This is a genomic window from Pseudomonas sp. B15(2017) (assembly GCF_002113215.1).
GTDB lineage: Bacteria > Pseudomonadota > Gammaproteobacteria > Pseudomonadales > Pseudomonadaceae > Aquipseudomonas.
Map to the genome: position 1 here is coordinate 308,680 of NZ_NEJZ01000003.1, position 19,045 is coordinate 327,724.

General features: G+C 60.6%; 20 protein-coding genes and 1 pseudogene. 10 read left to right on the forward strand and 11 right to left on the reverse strand.

All coding sequences use genetic code 11. From position 1 onward, the window contains the following. Positions 1-41: 41 nt before the first annotated feature. Entirely contained in the window at positions 42-686 is a 645-nt protein-coding gene (pyrE, locus tag CAF73_RS06890; protein WP_007954442.1) for an orotate phosphoribosyltransferase, read from the forward strand. A gap of 64 nt (positions 687-750) precedes the next feature. Here the strand turns inward: pyrE and CAF73_RS06895 are convergent, their stop codons facing one another. From CAF73_RS06895 to coaBC, 7 genes and pseudogenes are all read right to left on the reverse strand, one after another. Next, positions 751-936: a hypothetical protein gene (locus CAF73_RS06895; RefSeq protein ID WP_371918963.1), complete on the reverse strand. Its 186-nt coding sequence runs from the start codon at positions 934-936 to the stop codon at positions 751-753. Between the two features lie 11 nt (positions 937-947). After that, entirely contained in the window at positions 948-1,214 is a 267-nt protein-coding gene (locus CAF73_RS30440) for a hypothetical protein (RefSeq protein ID WP_256574641.1), read from the reverse strand. Positions 1,215-1,375: 161 nt separating this feature from the next. Continuing rightward, positions 1,376-1,588, reverse strand: coding sequence for a hypothetical protein (locus CAF73_RS06905; protein WP_085702321.1), 213 nt, complete (start codon positions 1,586-1,588; stop codon positions 1,376-1,378). Between the two features lie 202 nt (positions 1,589-1,790). After that, the gene (argB, locus tag CAF73_RS06910; RefSeq protein ID WP_007954443.1) at positions 1,791-2,696 is read right to left on the reverse strand and encodes an acetylglutamate kinase; all 906 of its coding nucleotides are present in this window, start codon (positions 2,694-2,696) and stop codon (positions 1,791-1,793) included. A 24-nt stretch (positions 2,697-2,720) separates the two neighbouring features. Then, positions 2,721-4,097 (reverse strand): annotated as a pseudogene (locus CAF73_RS06915) (phosphomannomutase/phosphoglucomutase); the annotation flags it as partial. A gap of 262 nt (positions 4,098-4,359) precedes the next feature. Further along, a complete protein-coding gene (gene dut / locus CAF73_RS06920) occupies positions 4,360-4,815 on the reverse strand; it encodes a dUTP diphosphatase (protein WP_085702322.1) in 456 nt (151 codons plus the stop codon). Positions 4,816-4,820: 5 nt separating this feature from the next. Further along, on the reverse strand, positions 4,821-6,029 hold the full coding sequence (gene coaBC, locus CAF73_RS06925; protein ID WP_085696823.1) for a bifunctional phosphopantothenoylcysteine decarboxylase/phosphopantothenate--cysteine ligase CoaBC: 1,209 nt from the start codon (positions 6,027-6,029) through the stop codon (positions 4,821-4,823). 135 nt (positions 6,030-6,164) lie between these two features. Between coaBC and radC the strand changes: the two genes are divergently transcribed. Continuing rightward, positions 6,165-6,839, forward strand: coding sequence for a DNA repair protein RadC (radC, locus tag CAF73_RS06930; RefSeq protein WP_085696824.1), 675 nt, complete (start codon positions 6,165-6,167; stop codon positions 6,837-6,839). 36 nt (positions 6,840-6,875) lie between these two features. On the opposite strand, the gene CAF73_RS06935 is transcribed toward radC, so the two are convergent. Next, positions 6,876-8,462 (reverse strand): ABC transporter substrate-binding protein, encoded by a 1,587-nt coding sequence (locus tag CAF73_RS06935; RefSeq protein WP_085696825.1) that lies wholly within the window; start codon positions 8,460-8,462, stop codon positions 6,876-6,878. A 79-nt stretch (positions 8,463-8,541) separates the two neighbouring features. Between CAF73_RS06935 and CAF73_RS30135 the strand changes: the two genes are divergently transcribed. The 3 genes from CAF73_RS30135 to rpmG all read left to right on the forward strand — a co-directional run bounded on the left by CAF73_RS30135 (position 8,542) and on the right by rpmG (position 9,309). After that, complete coding sequence (locus tag CAF73_RS30135; protein WP_176247712.1) at positions 8,542-8,709, forward strand: hypothetical protein; 168 nt, start codon at positions 8,542-8,544, stop codon at positions 8,707-8,709. A gap of 199 nt (positions 8,710-8,908) precedes the next feature. Continuing rightward, entirely contained in the window at positions 8,909-9,142 is a 234-nt protein-coding gene (gene rpmB / locus CAF73_RS06940) for a 50S ribosomal protein L28 (RefSeq protein ID WP_003229474.1), read from the forward strand. An 11-nt stretch (positions 9,143-9,153) separates the two neighbouring features. Next, positions 9,154-9,309, forward strand: coding sequence for a 50S ribosomal protein L33 (rpmG, locus tag CAF73_RS06945; protein WP_003177274.1), 156 nt, complete (start codon positions 9,154-9,156; stop codon positions 9,307-9,309). A 155-nt stretch (positions 9,310-9,464) separates the two neighbouring features. On the opposite strand, the gene CAF73_RS06950 is transcribed toward rpmG, so the two are convergent. Beyond that, positions 9,465-9,680 (reverse strand): hypothetical protein, encoded by a 216-nt coding sequence (locus CAF73_RS06950; RefSeq protein ID WP_085696826.1) that lies wholly within the window; start codon positions 9,678-9,680, stop codon positions 9,465-9,467. A gap of 81 nt (positions 9,681-9,761) precedes the next feature. Further along, positions 9,762-10,124, reverse strand: coding sequence for a cupin domain-containing protein (locus CAF73_RS06955; protein ID WP_085696827.1), 363 nt, complete (start codon positions 10,122-10,124; stop codon positions 9,762-9,764). A 235-nt stretch (positions 10,125-10,359) separates the two neighbouring features. On the opposite strand from CAF73_RS06955, the gene CAF73_RS06960 reads away from it, so the two are divergent. Continuing rightward, positions 10,360-11,853, forward strand: a complete 1,494-nt coding sequence (locus CAF73_RS06960) for an aldehyde dehydrogenase (RefSeq protein ID WP_085696828.1) — start codon at positions 10,360-10,362, stop codon at positions 11,851-11,853. A 183-nt stretch (positions 11,854-12,036) separates the two neighbouring features. Then, positions 12,037-13,182: an MFS transporter gene (locus CAF73_RS06965; protein ID WP_085696830.1), complete on the forward strand. Its 1,146-nt coding sequence runs from the start codon at positions 12,037-12,039 to the stop codon at positions 13,180-13,182. Positions 13,183-13,203: 21 nt separating this feature from the next. Here CAF73_RS06965 and CAF73_RS06970 read toward each other — a convergent pair whose 3' ends face one another. Beyond that, complete coding sequence (locus CAF73_RS06970) at positions 13,204-14,772, reverse strand: phospholipase D family protein (protein WP_085702323.1); 1,569 nt, start codon at positions 14,770-14,772, stop codon at positions 13,204-13,206. A gap of 344 nt (positions 14,773-15,116) precedes the next feature. On the opposite strand from CAF73_RS06970, the gene CAF73_RS06975 reads away from it, so the two are divergent. The 3 genes from CAF73_RS06975 to CAF73_RS06985 all read left to right on the forward strand — a co-directional run bounded on the left by CAF73_RS06975 (position 15,117) and on the right by CAF73_RS06985 (position 19,039). Beyond that, a complete protein-coding gene (locus tag CAF73_RS06975) occupies positions 15,117-15,779 on the forward strand; it encodes a DUF1120 domain-containing protein (protein ID WP_085696832.1) in 663 nt (220 codons plus the stop codon). A 129-nt stretch (positions 15,780-15,908) separates the two neighbouring features. Beyond that, on the forward strand, positions 15,909-16,616 hold the full coding sequence (locus tag CAF73_RS06980) for a fimbria/pilus chaperone family protein (RefSeq protein ID WP_085702324.1): 708 nt from the start codon (positions 15,909-15,911) through the stop codon (positions 16,614-16,616). Further along, positions 16,616-19,039 carry a fimbria/pilus outer membrane usher protein gene (locus CAF73_RS06985; protein ID WP_085702325.1) on the forward strand — a complete coding sequence of 808 codons (2,424 nt, stop codon included), beginning with the start codon at positions 16,616-16,618 and terminating at the stop codon, positions 19,037-19,039. Before CAF73_RS06980 ends, CAF73_RS06985 begins: the two co-directional genes overlap by 1 nt. The last annotated feature ends 6 nt before the right edge of the window (positions 19,040-19,045 follow it).

The window sequence follows — 19,045 nt, forward strand, 5'->3', positions numbered from 1 at the left end:
CAAGCTAATTAGCTAAATCCGTGGTATTTGGGGTTTTTTTCATGCAAGCGTATCAGCGCGATTTCATTCGTTTTGCCATCGATCGCGGCGTTTTGCGCTTCGGTGAGTTCACCCTGAAGTCCGGGCGCACCAGTCCTTACTTCTTCAATGCCGGCCTGTTCAACTCGGGCTCCGCGCTGGCACAGCTGGGCCGTTTCTACGCCGCAGCCATCGCCGAGAGCGGTATTCCGTTCGACGTGCTGTTCGGCCCGGCCTACAAAGGCATCCCGTTGGCGGCAACCACTGCCGTGGCGTTGGCCGAACACCACAACCGTGATCTGCCATGGTGCTTCAACCGCAAGGAAGCCAAGGCTCACGGCGAAGGCGGCAGCCTGGTCGGTGCACCACTGACCGGTGAGGTGCTGATCATCGACGACGTGATCACTGCCGGCACCGCGATCCGTGAAGTGATGCAGATCATTGCTTCCCAGGACGGCGCCAAGGCTGCCGGCGTGCTGATCGCCCTGAACCGTCAGGAGCGCGGCAACGGTGAGCTGTCGGCAATCCAGGAAGTCGAGCGTGATTTCGGCATCCCGGTCATCAGCATCGTTTCGCTGAATCAGGTGCTGGAATTCCTGGCTGACGATCCGCAGCTCAAGCAGCACCTGCCAGCCGTTGAAGCCTATCGCGCCCAGTTCGGCGTCTGATCGCTTCTTCCAGGCAAAAAAAGACCCCGCTCAGTCAGGCTGAGCGGGGTCTTTTGGTTTTCAGCTAACGCAGCATGTGCCATTTTTTAAGCAATTTCAGCGTCAGGATCGTATTGGTCAACGCAAATGCCAGCAGCGCCCCAACCACCATCACGTACAGCGTGCGATCAACATCGAAGTCCCACAGATCCAGTGTGCTGCTGTCGATAATGCGCACGGCGGCTGGCAGATTGACGTAAAACAGCGCCACAAAGGCGCACGTCAGTGGTAGCGCACGCCAGTAAAAGGCGTTTTTGATCTTCTGGCGACTGCGCGCATGCTCTGCTGCAGGATGTCATCGAGCTGATTGCGAAAGCGCGATACGGTGTTCTTCAGCAAGGTTTTGCTCTGACTCTGGGTCAGTTGAAAAATGGTCGAGATTTGCGATTCGGTCGGTAATGTCTGCCCGAAGTAGCTTTGAATCAGGTAAAGGAGACGATCCTGCCTGGCTTCGTCGGCCCGGCTGGGCATGCCGCCCTCGACCAGCATTTTCAGGTACTCGGTCAGGCTGGCCTTGGCGATACGCTGAAGAGCGTGGGCAATTTCCGCGTCGCCGATGCGCAGGGTTTTTTTGACCGGTTCCTTTTACTCCTGCTCGAAAGCGTCGGCGTCGATCGTGAATGAGATCTGCATGATTCAGTTCTCCACGATTATTTGGAAGACTGATCCGGATACGGATCTGCCACTGCATCGCCCTGACCGCTCAAGATGTTCCAGCCATTGAGCACGTGGGTGCTGGGTTGGTAGTCAGGGCAGGGCGGAAGCGAGGTTTTCGATTGATTGGAGTACTGGCGTCCACAGTCTGCACATTTGTAGGTGCCTGCTGAAACGTCACTGCCATACGGTACGTGGTTTTTTTGCATGGGGAAGATCTCCTGTGAATTCAGGGAAGATCCTATGAAGATTGCTGCTTTCGCGATGTAGGACGCTTCGTTGATGTGCGTCGGATATTTCTTTCGGGCACAAAAAAATCGCAGGCTTCGTCATCTCCTGCAGAAATTTCATACGCGCGAAATTCGTTTTTGCAGGAGTTGCCGCAGGCTGCGATCTTTTATCTTTCAGCGATCAGGGACGCTTGCGATTACTGATCAGCGTGCCCACACCGGTGTCGGTGAAGATTTCCAGCAGGATCGCGTTCGGTACGCGGCCATCGATGATCAGCGAGCTGCCGACACCGCCCTGAACCGCTTCCAGCGCGCAGCGGATCTTCGGCAGCATGCCGCCGTAGATGGTGCCGTCGGCGATCAGGTCGTCGACCTGCTGAGTGCTCAGGCCAGTCAGTACGGTGCCCGACTTGTCCATCAGGCCGGCGATGTTGGTCAGCAGCATCAGCTTCTCGGCTTTCAGTGCTTCGGCAACCTTGCCGGCCACCAGGTCGGCGTTGATGTTGTACGACTCGCCGTTTTCACCCACGCCGATCGGCGCGATCACCGGGATGAAGTTGCCCTTGACCAGCAGGTTCAGCAGTTCGGTGTTGATCCCGACCACTTCGCCCACATGTCCGATGTCGATGATTTCCGGCTGGGTCATCTCCGGGGTCTGGCGGGTGACGGTGAGCTTCTTCGCACGAATCAGCCCGGCGTCTTTACCGGTCAGGCCGATGGCGCTGCCGCCGTGACGGTTGATCAGGTTGACGATGCTTTTGTTGACCTGGCCGCCGAGGACCATTTCCACTACGTCCATGGTCGCGGCGTCGGTGACACGCATGCCGTCGACGAAATGGCTTTCGATCGACAGGCGCTTGAGCAGATCACCGATCTGCGGGCCGCCGCCGTGAACCACGACCGGGTTGATGCCCACGGCCTTCATCAGCACGATGTCGCGGGCGAAGCCGGTTTTCAGCTCCTCGCTTTCCATCGCGTTGCCGCCGTATTTGATCACCAGCGTCTTGCCGACGTATCGGCGGATGTAAGGCAGCGCTTCGGACAGGACCTTGGCAGTGTTGGCGGCGGCATCGCGTTCGAGGGTCATTCAGGGCTCCGGGTGAATCAGCAATCAGAACGGTAGTTGGAGATCAGGTGCAACGCGTTTCAGTTGGGCATGGAACACAGCCTTGATGCGCTGCAGTTCCGCCTCGTCATCGGCCTCGAAGCGCAGCACCAGCACCGGTGTGGTGTTGGACGCACGCACCAGGCCCCAGCCTTTGGCGTAGTCGACCCGCACGCCGTCAATGGTGGTCAGGTCGGCGCCTGGGCCCCACTGCGCATCGTGCAGTGCATCAATGATGCTGAATTTGCTCTCTTCGGTCACATGGATATTGATTTCCGGCGTGGAAATATCGTTCGGGAAGGTCGCGAACAGCTCCTCGGCCGAAGATTTTTCCTTGCTGAGGATTTCCAGCAGCCGTGCGGCACTGTAAATGCCGTCGTCGAAACCGAACCAGCGCTCCTTGAAGAAAATGTGCCCGCTCATTTCGCCGGCCAACAGCGCGCCGGATTGTTTCATTTTCTTTTTGATCAACGAGTGACCGGTCTTCCACATTAGCGGCCGGCCGCCATATTCCTTGATCAGCGGGATCAGACGGCGGGTGCATTTGACGTCGAAGATAATTTCCGCGTCCTGGTTGCGCGCCACCACGTCACGGGCAAACAGCATCAGCAGGCGATCCGGGAACACGATGGTGCCGGTGTTGGTCACCACGCCGACGCGGTCGCCGTCGCCGTCGAAGGCCAGGCCGATGTCAGCCTTGGTTTCCTTGACCTTGGCAATCAGGTCGACGAGGTTCTCAGGCTTGCCCGGGTCCGGGTGGTGGTTCGGGAAGTTGCCGTCGACCTCGCAGAACAGCGGGATGACTTCGCAGTTCAGCGCTTCGATCAGTTGCGGGGCGATCACGCCGGCCGCGCCGTTACCGCAGTCGACCACGACTTTCAGGCGCCGGGCCAGTTTGATGTCCTGGACGATTTCGGTGGTGTAGCGGTCGAGAATTTCGACCTGGGTCACGCTGCCCGTGCCGCTGCTCAGGTTGCCGGTCTTGAGACGCTCGTGCAGGGCCTGGATCTGCTCATTGGCGAGGGTGTCGCCGGCGATCACGATCTTGAAGCCGTTGTAGTTCGACGGGTTGTGGCTGCCGGTGAGCATCACGCCGGATTTGCCGGCCAGCACGTTGGCGGCGTAGTACAGCGCCGGGGTCGGCACCAGGCCGACGTCGCTGACGTGGCAACCGCTTTCGGCGATACCGCGAATCAGTTCTGCGACCAGTTCGGGGCCGGACAGACGGCCGTCACGGCCAACGGATACGTTCGGTTCGCCCTGGGCCAGGCTTTGGGAGCCAATGGCGCGGCCGATCCAGTAGGCGGTTTCGGCATTGAGGAATTCCGGCACGGTGCCGCGAATGTCGTAGGCGCGGAAGATGCTGTCGGGAAGCTTCGGGGCGACTTGGGCGGGGGTGCTCATCTGCGAAAATGCTCCATCTCGAAAGTGGCTGGACACGCCGGCGATTCATTCGACGGCAAGCTCAAACTGAAGGGTATGACGGCGGTTTTCACAGAGAGTTCGTGGTGTGAAAGGGCCATGACGCCTTGTCCGGCGTGGCTTTGGCCTGCCAATGCCTTGATTTTCGGCGCTAAACCTTGCAGATGACATTTTGAATTTCGTGGCAAGCAACACGCACTCGCCACGATGGATTTCTAATCGATCACTTGGTGCCGGAATGGCCGAAACCGCCAGCGCCACGCTCGGTTTCGACGAACTCTTCGACCATTTCGAAGTGCGCCTGCACCACCGGCACCAACACCAGCTGCGCCAGACGCTCGCCGACCGGCATGGTGAATTCGGTCTGGCCACGGTTCCAGCAGGACACCATCAGCGGACCCTGGTAGTCGGAGTCGATCAGGCCGACCAGATTGCCCAGCACGATGCCGTGCTTATGGCCCATGCCCGAGCGCGGCAGGATCAACGCGGCGAGGTTCGGATCGCCGATGTACACCGACAGCCCGGTAGGGATCAGCACGGTTTCACCCGGTTTGATCACGATGTCCTCTTGCAGCATGGCGCGCAGGTCGAGGCCGGCGGAGCCCGTTGTGGCGTATTGCGGCAGCGGGAATTCGGTACCGATGCGTGGGTCGAGGATCTTGGCTTGCAAAGCGTGCATGTAAATTAAACCTGGTTCAGACGTTCGGCGATAAAGGTGACGAGCTGGCGAGCGATCTTGCTCTTGCTGGTCTGGGCGAAAACCGTGGCGTGCAGCCCACGGTCGATGACGCTGCAGGCGTTTTCTTCGCTGTTGAAACCGATGCTCGGGTTGGCGACGTCGTTGGCGACGATCAGGTCGAGATTCTTGTCCTTCAGCTTGCGTGCAGCGTAGTCGAGCAGGTGTTCGGTCTCGGCGGCGAAGCCGACACTGAACGGACGGTCGGAACGGGTCGCGATGGTGGCCAGGATGTCCGGGTTGCGCACCATTTGCAGGACGAAGCCGTCACCGCTCGTAGGATCTTTTTTCAATTTTTGTGGGGCGACGACTTCCGGACGGTAGTCCGCGACCGCCGCCGAGGCGATAAAGATGTCGCAAGGGATCGCGGCTTCGCACGCGGCGAGCATGTCGCGGGCGCTGACCACGTCGATACGGGTGACGCGATCCGGCGTCGGCAGGTGCACCGGGCCGCTGATCAGCGTGACGCGGGCGCCGGCTTCCACCGCCGCTTCCGCTAGGGCGAAGCCCATTTTGCCGGAGCTGTGGTTGGTGATGTAGCGCACCGGGTCGATGTTTTCCTGGGTCGGGCCGGCGGTGATGACCACATGCTTGCCGGTCAGTGCCTGACGCTGGAAGCAGTCCGCCGCGAGCTGGGCCAGATCGGTGGCTTCCATCATGCGGCCCATGCCGACGTCGCCGCAGGCCTGGCTGCCGGAGGCCGGGCCGAAGGTCTTCAGGCCACGGCTTTCAAGGAGTTGCAGGTTGGCCTGGGTCGCCGGGTCGCGCCACATGGCCTGGTTCATCGCTGGAGCGACCGCGACAACGGCGTCGGTGGCCAGCACCAGCGTGGTCAGCAAATCATTGGCAATGCCTTGAGCCAGACGGGCCAGCAGGTCGGCGGTGGCCGGGGCGATCAGCACCAGATCGGCCCACTTGGCCAGTTCGATGTGGCCCATCGCCGCTTCGGCGGCCGGGTCGAGCAGATCCAGGTGAACCGGGTGGCCGGACAGGGCCTGCATGGTCAGCGGGGTGATGAATTCGCTGCCGCCACGGGTCATGACCACGCGCACTTCGGCGCCCTGATCGATCAGGCGGCGCACAAGGTCGGCGCTCTTGTAGGCAGCAATGCCGCCGCCGACGCCCAGAACGATGCGTTTCCGATACAGCCGCTGCATAGGTCTGCCTTTCATTTCGTTGGTGACATGCGTGGCGAAACCCCCTCCCCAGGGTGAATTCGCCCGCAAAAAAGATGGGCTACGATATCACAGCGACCGCTATGGAACAGCGGCGCCCACAGACAAGGAACGTGTATGAGTATTCGCGATTGGCCGGCGGCGGAAAGGCCGCGGGAGAAGCTGTTGGAACAGGGCTCGGGAAGTCTTTCCGATGCCGAATTGCTGGCGATTTTTCTCCGAACCGGCGTATCCGGTAAAAGCGCGGTGGATCTGGCGCGACACTTGTTGAATCAGTTCGGCAGCCTGCGGGCGTTGCTGGAGGCTGATCTCGGGGCGTTCAGCGAGCAATTGGGCCTGGGGCCGGCGAAGTTTGCCCAACTGCAGGCTGTGCTGGAGATGGGGCGGCGACATCTGGCCGAGCGCATGCGGCAGAAAACGGCGCTGGAGAATCCACAGGTGGTCCGCGATTACCTCAAGGCGATGCTGCGCCACGAGCCGCACGAAGTGTTCGGTTGCCTGTTTCTCGACTCCAAACATCAAGTGCTGACCTTCGAGACGCTGTTTCGCGGCTCGATCGACAATACGGCGGTGCATCCCCGCGAAGTGGTGAAGCGCTCGTTGGCCAATAACGCGGCGGCCCTGATCCTGTGCCATAACCATCCGTCAGGTAACACCGATCCCAGCCAGGCTGACCGATTATTGACCAAACGCTTGCAGAAAGCTTTGGAGCTGATCGACGTGCGGGTGCTCGATCACTTCATCGTTGGTGACGGGGAACCACTGTCGATGGCGGAGTGTGGCTGGATGTAGCTTGCAGCGACTGCAGTCGCTGCAAGCCGGGGCGGATTACTTGAGGGTGACCTTGGAGTAATCCTGCCGACCGAACGGGCTCACCGAATAACCCTGCACATCCTTGCGCGTCAGCGCATACGCCGTCGGATGCGCCAGCGGCAGCCACAGCGCCTGCTGCTGGATCTGCGCCTGCGCCTGCTCATACAGCTTGGTGCGCACACCTTGTTCGCTGGTGGTCTTGCCGGCGCTGATCAGTTTGTCCAGGTCGGCATTGCAGTAGCGGGCGAAGTTGGTGCCGGACTTCACCGCCGCGCAGGAAAACTGCGGGGTGAGGAAGTTGTCCGGATCACCGTTGTCACCGGCCCAGCCCATGAACAGCAGGTCATGCTCGCCAGCCTTGGCACGACGGATCAGCTCGCCCCATTCGATCACGCGGATTTCCGCCTGAATGCCGATTTCCGCCAGATCCGATTGCAGCAGTTGTGCGCCGAGGCTCGGGTTCGGGTTGAGCAGGCTGCCGGACGGGCGCGTCCAGATGGTGGTCTGGAAACCGTCCTTCAACCCGGCCTTGGCCAGCAATGCCTTGGCCTTGTCCACGTCGTGCGGGTAACCCGGCAGGTTCTTCGCGTAGCTCCAGGTGTTCGGCGGATATGGGCCGTTGGCGGCTTCGGCGGTGTCCTCGAACACGGCTTTAAGGTAGTTGGCCTTGTCGAAAGCGAGGTTGATCGCCTGGCGCACTTCCGGCTTGTCCAGCGGCGGATGCTGACTGTTGATGCCGACGAATGCGGTCATGAACGCGTCAGTCTTTTCGACTTTCAGCGTCGGTTCTTCTTTTGCGGCCTGTACGTCCAATGGCTTGGGTGACAGGGCAATCTGGCACTCATTACGCCGCAACTTTTGCAGGCGCACGTTGGCGTCCGGGGTAATGGCGAAGATCAGCGGATCCACTGCCGGTTTGCCGCGGAAGTAGTCCGGGTTGGCCTTGTAGCGGATCGAAGCGTCTTTCTGGAACCGGTTGAACACGAACGGGCCGGTGCCGATCGGCTGGCTGTTCAATTTGTCGGTCGCGCCAGCCTTCAGCAGTTTGTCGGCATATTCAGCAGAATAAATGGAGGCGAAACCCATGCTCAGGGTCGCGAGGAACGTCGAGTCCGGGTGATCGAGGGTGAAGCGCACGGTCAGCGGATCCAGTGCGTCGATCTTTTTGATCAGCGTTGGCAGTTGCATTGACTGGGCATGAGGGAAACCGCTCTGGGCGACTTTGTGCCACGGGTTGGCCGGGTCGAGCATGCGGTCGAAGCTGAACTTGACGTCTTCGGCGGTCAGTTCGCGAGTCGGCTTGAAGTACTCGGTGCTGTGGAACTTCACCTGCGGGTGCAGCTTGAAGACATAAGTCAGGCCATCGGTGCTGACTTCCCAGCTGTCGGCCAGGCTCGGGACGACCTTGCCGCTGGCGGTGTCGAAGTCCACCAGGCGATTCATCAGCACATCGGCCGAGGCGTTGGTGGTGGTCAGCGAGTTGTACTGCACCACGTCGAACCCTTCGGGACTGGCCTCGGTGCATACGCTCAGGGCGGCGGCCTGGGCCAGTGGACTCAGTAACAGCGGGGCGAAGAGCAGGGGGAGGGCAGCGAGGCGCATGGTCGGCTTCCTTTACAGATCGAAGGCCCATCTGCAAGTGCAGTCTGGAAAAGGCCTACCCTAGTGGTCGCGATTGCAAATGACTATCCCCTTTTTGCATTTTCGCGGCTTCGCGGCTGAGGATTTGTCGGAAGAGACGGCAGGAAAAGTCTCGACAGCGGGTATTATCGATTTTCTTCGACGAATGGTAAAAATTGCCGGCAGCCTTTATCCAAGGCGTCTGCAGGCAGAAAACGCGGCTTTTTGACCATTCTTTGCACACGGAAAGTTGTTGCTCCGTGGTCTTTCTGGTATAAAGCAGCGCTCTTTTCTAGGGGCCCGGTTCCTTCGCTTGTAGGTGTAGCCGGTAAGACCTCTAAAGAATCGCGGCGCCTGGCGCCACAATGACTAGAGATTAAGCGGCCAACCCATGCCGGGTTGGGCATGTGGTTTTAGAGGGCTGAGGCATGTCTAGAGTATGTCAAGTTACCGGTAAGGGTCCGGTAACCGGGAATAACATTTCCCACGCAAACAACAAAACCCGTCGTCGTTTCCTGCCGAACCTGCAGCATCACCGCTTCTGGGTTGAAGAAGAGAAACGTTTCGTACGCCTGCGCGTTTCCGCCAAAGGCATGCGTATCATCGACAAGCGTGGCATCAGCGTTGTGCTGGCCGAGCTGCGTCGCGACGGCAAGATTTAAGGGAGCTAATCATGCGTGAATTGATTCGTTTGATTTCGAGCGCCGGTACTGGTCACTTCTACACTACCGACAAGAACAAGCGTACTACCCCGGACAAAATCGAGATCAAGAAATATGATCCGGTTGTTCGCAAGCACGTGATCTACAAGGAAGGCAAAATCAAGTAATTGATTTTTCCCGACTTACGAAAAAGGCCCGTATCTCACGATACGGGCCTTTTTTGTTGCCGAAAAGTCGTCGCTGCCGTGATCCTGATCCACAAAAAAGGCCTGCACCTTTCGGTGCAGGCCTTCTTGAGAGGGGGAGTTTCAAATCCGTCGGATCATTTTCGGTTCAGATTGAACCAGATAATTCCACGCATGGGGTTGAGGTCGACGATCAGGGTCTCGACGTTTTCAAGATCTTCCTTTTCCTGTTCCTGTTCGTCTGGATCTTTGACGGAGTAGCCGGTGAGTTCTTTGATGTAGGCCCTGACGGCCGGTACAAAGGGAGTACCGATCAGATGGCTGATCAGTTGAAATGCGTTTTCCTGAGTCATGTTTTCATATCGTTATGATTGAATGTCCTTTGTGGACGTCAGGATTTTTCACTCTTCTCCGGCACTCCGTGCGATATATATTTATTTTTTGTCTTCAAAAATCACATAAATCTTGCGGCACGCCTCCAGCACTTCCCAGGTGCCACGGAAACCGGCCGGAATCACGAAGCGGTCGCCGACACGCAGAGTCTTGGCATTGCCTTCGCCGTCACGCAGCACCGAAACGCCTTGCAGGATTTCGCAGTATTCGTGCTCGGTGTAGTTCACCGTCCACTGACCCACCGCACCTTCCCACACGCCAACGCCCATTTGCCCGCAGGGGCTGTCGTACTGATTGAACACCGCCTGCTCGGGATCACCCTTGAGCACTTTGGCCGGGTCCGGGCGGTAGCGTTCGGCCTGGTCCATGGTCAGGCTGATGTCGACGACGTTCTGGATGTTCATTGTTGTTTTCTCCCGTGATGACGGCGCGGTGGCGTGAAAGGGTCAAAGTCTATGTTGATTAAATTGAACGCCGCAAGGCTGTATAGCTGCCTTATGTCAAATATATTGAAACAACCCCGGCCGCTGGTTTAGGGTGGCGGGTGCCTTGGGCCGAAAAGCAGGCTGGCCGGGCAGTATTCCTGAGGACGACCGCGACGATCGCGGCGCTCGTATTGAACAAGAGGAGGACACTCGAATGACCACCCTGACTCGTGCCGACTGGGAACAACGCGCCCGCGACCTGAAGATCGAAGGCCGCGCCTACCTCAATGGCGAGTACACCGATGCCGTCTCCGGCGAGACCTTCGAGTGCATCAGCCCGGTCGATGGCCGTCTGCTGGGCAAGATTGCCAGCTGTGACGCCGCCGACGCCCAGCGTGCCGTGGAAAACGCCCGCGCCACTTTCAATTCCGGCGTCTGGTCGCGCCTGGCGCCGACCAAACGCAAAGCCGCCATGATCCGTTTCGCCGGCCTGCTCAAGCAGCACGCCGAAGAACTGGCCCTGCTCGAAACCCTCGACATGGGCAAGCCGATCAGCGATTCGCTGTACATCGACGTACCGGGTGCCGCCCAAGCCCTGAGCTGGAGCGGTGAAGCGATCGACAAGATCTACGACGAAGTCGCCGCCACCCCACACGACCAACTGGGTCTGGTAACCCGCGAGCCTGTGGGCGTAGTCGGTGCCATCGTGCCGTGGAACTTCCCGCTGATGATGGCCTGCTGGAAACTCGGCCCGGCCCTGTCGACCGGTAACTCGGTGATCCTCAAGCCGTCGGAAAAATCCCCGCTGACCGCCATCCGCATCGCCGAACTGGCCGTTGAAGCCGGTATTCCGAAAGGCGTGCTGAACGTTCTGCCGGGCTACGGGCACACCGTCGGCAAGGCGCTCGCGCTGCATAACGATGTCGACACCCTGGTGTTCACCGGTTCGACCAAGATCGCCAAGCAACTGATGATCTATTCCGGCGAATCGAACATGAAACGCGTGTGGCTGGAAGCCGGCGGCAAGAGCCCGAACATCGTGTTCGCCGATGCGCCGGACCTGCAAGCCGCCGCCGAATCCGCCGCCAGCGCCATCGCCTTCAACCAGGGCGAAGTCTGCACCGCAGGTTCGCGTCTGCTGGTCGAGCGTTCGATCAAGGACAAATTCCTGCCGATGGTGATCGAGGCGCTGAAAGCCTGGAAACCGGGCAACCCGCTGGATCCGGCCACCAACGTGGGTGCGCTGGTTGACACCCAGCAGATGAACACCGTGCTGTCCTACATAGAGTCGGGACACACCGACGGCGCCAAACTGGTGGCCGGCGGCAAGCGCATCCTTCAGGAAACCGGTGGCACCTACGTCGAGCCGACGATCTTCGACGGCGTAAGCAACGCGATGAAGATTGCCCAGGAAGAGATCTTCGGCCCGGTGCTGTCGGTCATTGCCTTCGATACCGCCGAGGAAGCGATCAACATCGCCAACGACACGCCTTACGGTTTGGCGGCAGCGGTCTGGACTCAGGACATTTCCAAGGCGCACCTGACCGCCAAGGCCCTGCGTGCCGGTAGCGTGTGGGTCAACCAGTACGATGGCGGCGACATGACCGCACCGTTCGGCGGCTTCAAGCAGTCGGGCAACGGTCGCGACAAGTCGCTGCACGCGTTCGACAAATACACCGAGCTGAAGGCAACCTGGATCAAGCTGTAAACCGTTGACGGAGCCTGCTCAGGCGGGCCCCGAACGATACAAAGATCCCTGTGGGAGTGAGCTTGCTCGCGTTAGTGGTGTATCCATCAGCACATCGGCTGAATGTGAAACCGTTATCGCGAGCACGCTCGCTCCCACAGTGTTTTGTGGTGCACATAAAAATTATCCACAGGAGCGTGGACCATGCGTTGGGCTACGTATTTCGCCGTGTTGGCGTCTGTCTTGAGTGTTGGTCTGGCCCTCGGCGTCAGCATGCCGCTGGTGTCGTTGCGTCTGGAGGGTTGGGGCTACGGCTCGTTCGCCATCGGTGTGATGGCGGCGATGCCGGCCATCGGTGTGTTGCTGGGGGCGAAGATCTCCAGTCATCTGGCGGCGCGCTTCGGTACGGCGAACCTGATGCGCCTGTGTCTGTGGGCCGGGGCGCTGTCCATCGGCCTGCTGGCGTTGCTGCCGAGCTACCCGATCTGGTTGGTGCTGCGGCTGATGATCGGCGTGGCCCTGACCATCGTGTTTATTCTCGGCGAGAGCTGGATCAATCAACTGGTGGTCGAGCACTGGCGCGGGCGATTGGTCGCGCTGTATGGCAGCAGTTACGCGTTGAGCCAACTGTCCGGTCCGTTGCTGTTGGGCGCACTCGGCACCGATCACGATTACGGTTTCTGGGTGGGTGTCGGTCTGCTGATCGCTTCGCCGTTTCTGCTGCTGGGCCGCAGCGGCGCACCAAGCAGCGAGGCCAGCAGCGTGACCTTCGGCGATCTGTGGGGTTTCGCTCGTGAACTGCCGGCGATCGCCTGGGCGGTGTCGCTGTTCGCCGCGTTCGAAGCGATGATCCTGACGCTGTTGCCGGTGTATTGCCTGCAACAGGGTTTCACCGCAGAGATTGCGCTGGCGATGGTCAGCACCGTGGTGGTGGGCGATGCGCTCCTGCAATTGCCCATCGGTGCGTTGGCCGACTACCTGTCGCGCCGGACTTTGTTCACCGGCTGCGCCGTGGTGCTGATGCTGTCGAGTCTGGCGATCCCGATGCTGCTCGACACTTTGCTGATCTGGCCGCTGTGGGTGCTGTTCGGCGCCAGTGCCGGTGGCTTGTTCACCCTGTCGCTGATCCTGATCGGCGAGCGCTACCGCGACGATGCGCTGGTGCGCGCCAATGCGCATGTCGCGCAGCTGTGGGGCGTCGGTTGCCTGATCGGGCCGTTGATGGCGGGCGCGGGCAGCCAGTGGATCAGCGGTCACGCGTTGCCGTGGCTGATGGCGGCCGGGGCGTTCGGGCTGGTGATTCTGTTGTCGCGGCAAGGGGCGTTCGGCAAGGTGCCGGAGCCCGCTTGATGTGCCGGTTGGAGCGGGCTGCTACAGCATCCGCTCCAGTCCCACGGTGGTGCTGAACCACGCATTGAAGCGTCGCCACCAACTGCCCGGTTCCTTGGTCAGCGTGTGCATCTGGCCGTTGTCCTCGGTGACCCACACCACTTTTCCGTCCTGCAGTTTGGCTTCGTAACTCAGTGCTGGCGCCATGCCCTGCAAGGCCAGCTCGCGCACGTGAGCCGCCAGTTCGGGGCTGTCCACCAGCACACCGACCTCTGTATTCCACAGTACCGAGCGCGGGTCGAAATTGAACGAGCCGATGAACGATTTTTTGCCGTCGAAGATCATCGCCTTGCTGTGCAGACTCGAATCCGAGCCGCGATAGGACTTGCTGTAAAACAGGTGCGGGCCGCTGCCGTAGTTATCCCCAGGCTGGCGCCGCAGTTCGTAGAGCTTCACGCCATGTTCCAGCAGCGCCTTGCGATAGGGCGCATAACCGCCGTGCACCGCCGGCACGTCGGTGGCTTCCAGCGAGTTGGTCAAGAGGCTCACCGCTACGCCGGCATCGGCGCGGCCGGTCAGGTAAACCAGCCCTGGCTGCCCCGGCACGAAATAGGCGGAAATCATCATCAGTTCTTTGCTGACACCCGTCAGCTCCGGTGCCAGTTGGGTCGTCAGCAGCAATTGCGGATCGGGTTCATCCTTGGCCAGCACCTTGCTCGGCGCGTCCCACAGCGCCTGGTTCCAGGCCCAGATCAGTTCTTTGCGCCAGATATCCATGCGCGGGTCGGTGCGGTAGGTCATCAACTGCTGATACAGCGCATGATTCTGTTTGCGGGTTTCTTCCAGGGATTCTTCCAGGCGCGTGCGGGTGTTCTGCAGGTCTTTGGCTGATGGTTTGCTGGAAAGGAACTCGTCGATCGGCTTGCTCAGGGCGCTGTTCCAGTACTGGTCGAAACTGTGCCCGAGCTGCTCGGCGACCGGCCCGACACTGAGCATGTCGATATCGGTGAAGTTCAGGTTGGGCTCGGCATCGAAGTATTCGTCGCCCAGATTGCGCCCGCCGACGATGGCCGCGCTGTTGTCCGCCAGCCACAACTTGTTGTGCATCCGCCGGTGTTGCAGCGACAGGTTGAACAGGCGTCCCGCCGCCCGGGTCACGCCGGTGCTGCGCCCCAGGTGCAGCGGATTGAACAGGCGGATCTGGATCTGCGGATGCGCTGCCAGAGTCGCAATGATCAGGTCGAGGCCGTCGCTGGTGGTGTCGTCCAGCAGGATTCGCACCCGCACGCCACGGTCGGCAGCCTTCAACACTTCTTCCACCAGCATGCGGGTGCTGATGCCGTCATGGACGATGTAGTACTGCAAGTCGAGGCTGCGTTGAGCGTTGCGGATCAGCTCGGCGCGGGCGGTGAACGCTTCGGTGCTGTTGGACAGCAGGCGAAAGCCGGACTGGCCCTTGTAGGGCGCAGCCTGAGCCTGGATCGAACGGCCGAACGCGGAGTCGGAGGCGGGCAATGCCTGGCTCGGTTCGCGCGGGACATCCAGTGAGGCGCACCCGGCGAGAACCAGGGCGGGCAGCAGTACAAGCGGCAGGAAGTGTCTGGAGCTCAAGTCGGATGGTTCCGGGTGTGGGCGAGGTCTGGAGTATGGCACGGTGCACGCCGCCTGTTGCCTGTTCGAGAGGGCAGTTAATCCGATCCCTGAAACAGAGCGGCTTGTAGCTTATGACTGTCGGCAGGACGCCTTTTCTTAAACAATTTGAGGATTTTTCCGGCTCACATCAGCTACACCCCACAGCGATTTTTCCAGCGCGCATTACTCCCTCGCCTTACATCGCTGTCAGGAAGCAATCTGAATAATGGCGGCGCTGATTCTGAGGCAGGAAATTTCCTGTTTTTCAGCAGAAGAAGCGCAGCTGGCCGTCATCTTTCGATTCTTATGGAGTGAGAATTTTCATGCGCAAGACCTTTCGTGCAATCGCTGTCGCAAGTGCCCTGAGTCCGGCACTGGCCATGGCCGCCGGTGCAGACCTGACCATTACCGGCAAAATCATCCCGACCACGTGTACGCCGGCCTTCACCGGCGGTAACACGGTGGATCTGGGGAATATTTCCGCCGCGGCACTGAACCGCGACAGTCAGACCGAACTGACCAACCACAATGTCACGCTGAATGTAAGTTGCTCGGCCTCCGCGCCCATGGCCATCAAGGTGCATGACAATCAGGCCCATACCCAACTGCAAGGTATCGTCATCGATGGCACCGATTGGGCGTTGTACATCTACGGAATCGGCGAGGTGGCAGGCACCAAGATCGGTGGTTACGGCCTGCGATACGGTACCCCCACAGTCGATGGCAAGCCGTCGATGATCATGTACAAGCAAGGGGGCATGACCAACTGGGACTCTCCGGATACTGCAACGCTGGTGGGAAAGAATGCCGAGGGCGGCAATCTTCGTTATTCGTGGGGCGCATCCCTGGCCGCAGGCCCGACGCCGGGCGTCGTGCACACCTTTCCCATGACGCTGGTGCCGGTCATCGGCCCGTCGGTGAACCTGCCGATCACTTCTGACATCGCGCTCAATGGCTCGGCAACGTTCGAGCTGCTCTACCTCTGACACCGCGCGCAACGCGCAACTAATCGACAGGCACCGGTCGCTTCCGGGCCTGTCCGTTCCAATCAATGTAATCGGCTGGCCTGTGGCCCGGCATGGATGCCGGCTGCGCGCTCGCCCGTGGACAACGTCATGAACGCCTTTTTGCGAAAAGCCATCGCCAGTGTGCTGCTGGTTTCCTTGTGGGTGCCCGGCTCGATCCGGGCGGCGGGAATGGTTCCCGAGACGCCTGTCGTCGTGCTCGACGAAGGTGTGGGTGAGGCCGGCATCAATGTGTTCAACAGCGAGTCGCATCCCGCGCTGCTGCACACGTCTGTCGAAGACGTGCCGCAAGACACCGAGTCATTGCTGTTGCTGACCCCGCCGGTCGCACGGGTCGAGGCTGGTGCGACGCAGCGTGTGCGTTTCATTCTGCGCAGCGCACAACCCTTGAAGACTGAGCGTCTGAAGCGCGTGATCTTCGAGGGCATCGCGCCGCAGGACTCGACGGGCAAGGCGCAAGTGAGTCTGAGCGTGCGGCAGAACATTCCGGTGATTCTGCGTCCGGCGAATCTGCCGGTCGACCGCGAGCCCTGGAAGCATCTGGTGTGGTCGCGACAAGGCGCAGACATCCAGGTGCGCAATCCCAGCCCGTACGTGGTGCGGCTGGGCCATTCGGTGACGCTGCTGCCGGGCCGGAAGGAGATGGATCTGGGTCGCACCTATGTGCTGCCCGGCGAGCAACTGACCTTGAGCGGAACGCCTGATCCGAGTCATGCGCCACTTCAGGTGCGGCTGTTTCCAGTGACCACCTACGGTTTCGCCATTGCGCACTTCGATGCTCCTTTGGTGACGGATTAATGCATCGAAGTTGTCTGGCCGGTGCGGCGTTGATCATCGCTCTCGGTACCGCCGGTGTCGCCAGAAGCGCCGAGGGTCTGCCCGTGCAGTTCAACCAGGACGTGCTCAAGTCCCGTGGGCTGGATCCGCGTCTGGCCGAATATTTCAGCCAGGCACCGCGTTTTCGCGAGGGCGTGCAGGCCGTCGCGCTGTCGGTCAATGGGGTTGCGAAGGGGCGGGTGCAGGTGGCGTTCGATGCCGAAGGTGAGTTGTGTTTCACGCCGTCCCTTCTGGAGCGGGGCGGCATCCGGTTGGCGCATCGCCTCGAACCGGCGGGCGGATCGGGATGCGAGCTGTTCGCCCGGTATTTTCCGGACGCGGTGGTACAGGTCGATCCGACGCAGGAGCACATCGCATTGCTGTTGCCCACCGATGCGCTGGTGCCTGATCGCCCGGCCGGTCGCAGTTTCCTCAACGGTGGCACGGCAGGCCTGTTCAACTACGACGCCTTGCTGCTGGACAGTCGTTTCGCCGGTCAGTCTTCGCAATTTCGCAATCTGAATGCCGAGCTGGGCCTGAATACGGCGGACTGGTCGTTTCGCAGCCGCCAGGTGTACAGCGAGTTCGACGGACAGGATCGTCTCGAGCATTTGTATGCCTACGCCTCGCACACCTCGGAACGCTACCGGGCCAACCTGCAACTGGGTCAGTTGAACATGGTCTCGCCGCTGTTTTCCGGTGAAGCGTTCAACGGGTTGCAGGTGCAACCGGAATTGGCCCTGATGGCGCTGGACGATGACAGCGCCGGTGCGCGGGTTGAAGGCATTGCCTATTCCGCCGCGCGGATCGAAGTGACCCAGAACGGTGCGCTGATCTACACCACCGTGGTGCCTGGTGGGCCGTTCACGCTGGTGGGATTGCCCTTGCTCAGCCAGAGCGTGGATCTGGAAGTGACGGTGCATGAAGAGGACGGCCAGCAACGGCGTTTCATTGTGCCGGCGACGCAGTTGCGAGGTGCAATGACGGGCAGGGCGGCAGGTTATGCGCTGGCCGCCGGGCAGGTGCGGCGCTATGCCGGTGACGAGCGTGATGCGCCGTCCTTCGTTTCAGCCAGCAAGGACTGGCTGTGGGGGCCGCGCGGGCAGATCACGGCCGGCGCCATGTTCGGTACGGGTTATGAGTCGCTGGGCTGGGCATTGCAGGGCGGCGTCGGCGATCGCTGGGTACTCGGTGGCCGGCAGGTGATTTCCCGGGCACAGGATCAGGCTGTGTCCGGCACGCAATTGCAGTGGACCGCCAGCGGTCGTCTGAATGAAAGGTTGTCGACAAGTGTTGCGCTGACCCGACAAACCCAGGGTTTTCGCACACTGTCGGACACCACTTGGGATTCGCGCAATGAGCGACCGTTCCAGCGAGTACGCAATCAACTGACGGCAAACCTCAGCACCAGCAGTCCGCTGTACGGAGGCTTTTCCACCAGTTACTCGCGGTTTTCCATGTTCGACGGGACGGCCACTTCCAGAGTCGCCCTGGCCTGGTCGCAGAGCATTCGGCGGACCAATGTGACATTTACGGTTGAACGGGATGTCGCCGGGGCCTCCAACGATGCTCGTGGCACCGCGGCCTATCTGAGTGTCAGTCTGCCGTTGGGCGGGCGCCAGACGTTGAACGGTTATGTGCGCAACGACGACGTGAGCGGTACGCGTAGCGGTCTGCGCTTCAATGAACAACTCAGCGACACCCTGGCCTACAGCATCGGAGCCGAGCGACCGGATGACGGCAGCGCCGGGTTCAACGGGCGGGTCAACCTTTTGCCCCGTTACAGTCAGATGGACATGGGCTATTCCCGCAGCGGCGCCGGCAACCGGAACTATGACATCGGCCTTCGCGGCGGTGCGCTGGTACACAGTGACGGCGTGACTTTGTCGCCTTATCCGCTGCGCGAAACCTTCGCCTTGCTCAAGGCCGGTGACAGCGCGGGCGTCAAGTTGAACACCCCGCGCGGCCCGGTCTGGACCGACTATTCCGGGCACGCCGTGGCGGCCAGTCTGCCGGCATACAGCAGAGGCCGCGTCGAGCTCGACACGGCCAGCCTGGGGCGCAACATCGATGTGCACAACGCTTTTCAGGAAGTCGAAGCCGGACGTGGCGCGGTGGCGTATCTGGCGTTCGACATGGTCACCGCACGTCGTCTGCTGTTGCAGGCGCGCACCGCCGATAACGTTCTTTTGCGCAAGGGCGGAGCTGTTTTCGACGCGCAGGGGCAGTACATCACCAACGTACTGGAGGCCGGCACGATCTTTCTGCCCGATGCCCGGCCAGACACGATTTTGCACGTGGTGCTGCCCGATGGCAGTCGCTGCCGGTTGGCCTACAGCCTCGGCGAACAACCCGATACGCAAGCACTGTACGAAACAGCGCATGCCACCTGCCACGCGGTTTAAGGAGTC

Excerpts from the sequence above, each read along its gene's own strand:
- pyrE (WP_007954442.1), top strand. The coding sequence starts at position 42 with ATGCAAGCGTATCAGCGCGATTTCATTCGTTTTGCCATCGATCGCGGC.
- CAF73_RS30440 (WP_256574641.1), bottom strand. The coding sequence starts at position 1,214 with ATGCTGGTCGAGGGCGGCATGCCCAGCCGGGCCGACGAAGCCAGGCAG.
- CAF73_RS06905 (WP_085702321.1), bottom strand. The coding sequence starts at position 1,588 with ATGCAAAAAAACCACGTACCGTATGGCAGTGACGTTTCAGCAGGCACC.
- argB (WP_007954443.1), bottom strand. The coding sequence starts at position 2,696 with ATGACCCTCGAACGCGATGCCGCCGCCAACACTGCCAAGGTCCTGTCC.
- dut (WP_085702322.1), bottom strand. The coding sequence starts at position 4,815 with ATGCACGCTTTGCAAGCCAAGATCCTCGACCCACGCATCGGTACCGAA.
- coaBC (WP_085696823.1), bottom strand. The coding sequence starts at position 6,029 with ATGCAGCGGCTGTATCGGAAACGCATCGTTCTGGGCGTCGGCGGCGGC.
- radC (WP_085696824.1), top strand. The coding sequence starts at position 6,165 with ATGAGTATTCGCGATTGGCCGGCGGCGGAAAGGCCGCGGGAGAAGCTG.
- CAF73_RS06935 (WP_085696825.1), bottom strand. The coding sequence starts at position 8,462 with ATGCGCCTCGCTGCCCTCCCCCTGCTCTTCGCCCCGCTGTTACTGAGT.
- CAF73_RS30135 (WP_176247712.1), top strand. The coding sequence starts at position 8,542 with ATGACTATCCCCTTTTTGCATTTTCGCGGCTTCGCGGCTGAGGATTTG.
- rpmB (WP_003229474.1), top strand. The coding sequence starts at position 8,909 with ATGTCTAGAGTATGTCAAGTTACCGGTAAGGGTCCGGTAACCGGGAAT.
- rpmG (WP_003177274.1), top strand. The coding sequence starts at position 9,154 with ATGCGTGAATTGATTCGTTTGATTTCGAGCGCCGGTACTGGTCACTTC.
- CAF73_RS06950 (WP_085696826.1), bottom strand. The coding sequence starts at position 9,680 with ATGACTCAGGAAAACGCATTTCAACTGATCAGCCATCTGATCGGTACT.
- CAF73_RS06955 (WP_085696827.1), bottom strand. The coding sequence starts at position 10,124 with ATGAACATCCAGAACGTCGTCGACATCAGCCTGACCATGGACCAGGCC.
- CAF73_RS06960 (WP_085696828.1), top strand. The coding sequence starts at position 10,360 with ATGACCACCCTGACTCGTGCCGACTGGGAACAACGCGCCCGCGACCTG.
- CAF73_RS06965 (WP_085696830.1), top strand. The coding sequence starts at position 12,037 with ATGCGTTGGGCTACGTATTTCGCCGTGTTGGCGTCTGTCTTGAGTGTT.
- CAF73_RS06975 (WP_085696832.1), top strand. The coding sequence starts at position 15,117 with ATGCGCAAGACCTTTCGTGCAATCGCTGTCGCAAGTGCCCTGAGTCCG.
- CAF73_RS06980 (WP_085702324.1), top strand. The coding sequence starts at position 15,909 with ATGAACGCCTTTTTGCGAAAAGCCATCGCCAGTGTGCTGCTGGTTTCC.
- CAF73_RS06985 (WP_085702325.1), top strand. The coding sequence starts at position 16,616 with ATGCATCGAAGTTGTCTGGCCGGTGCGGCGTTGATCATCGCTCTCGGT.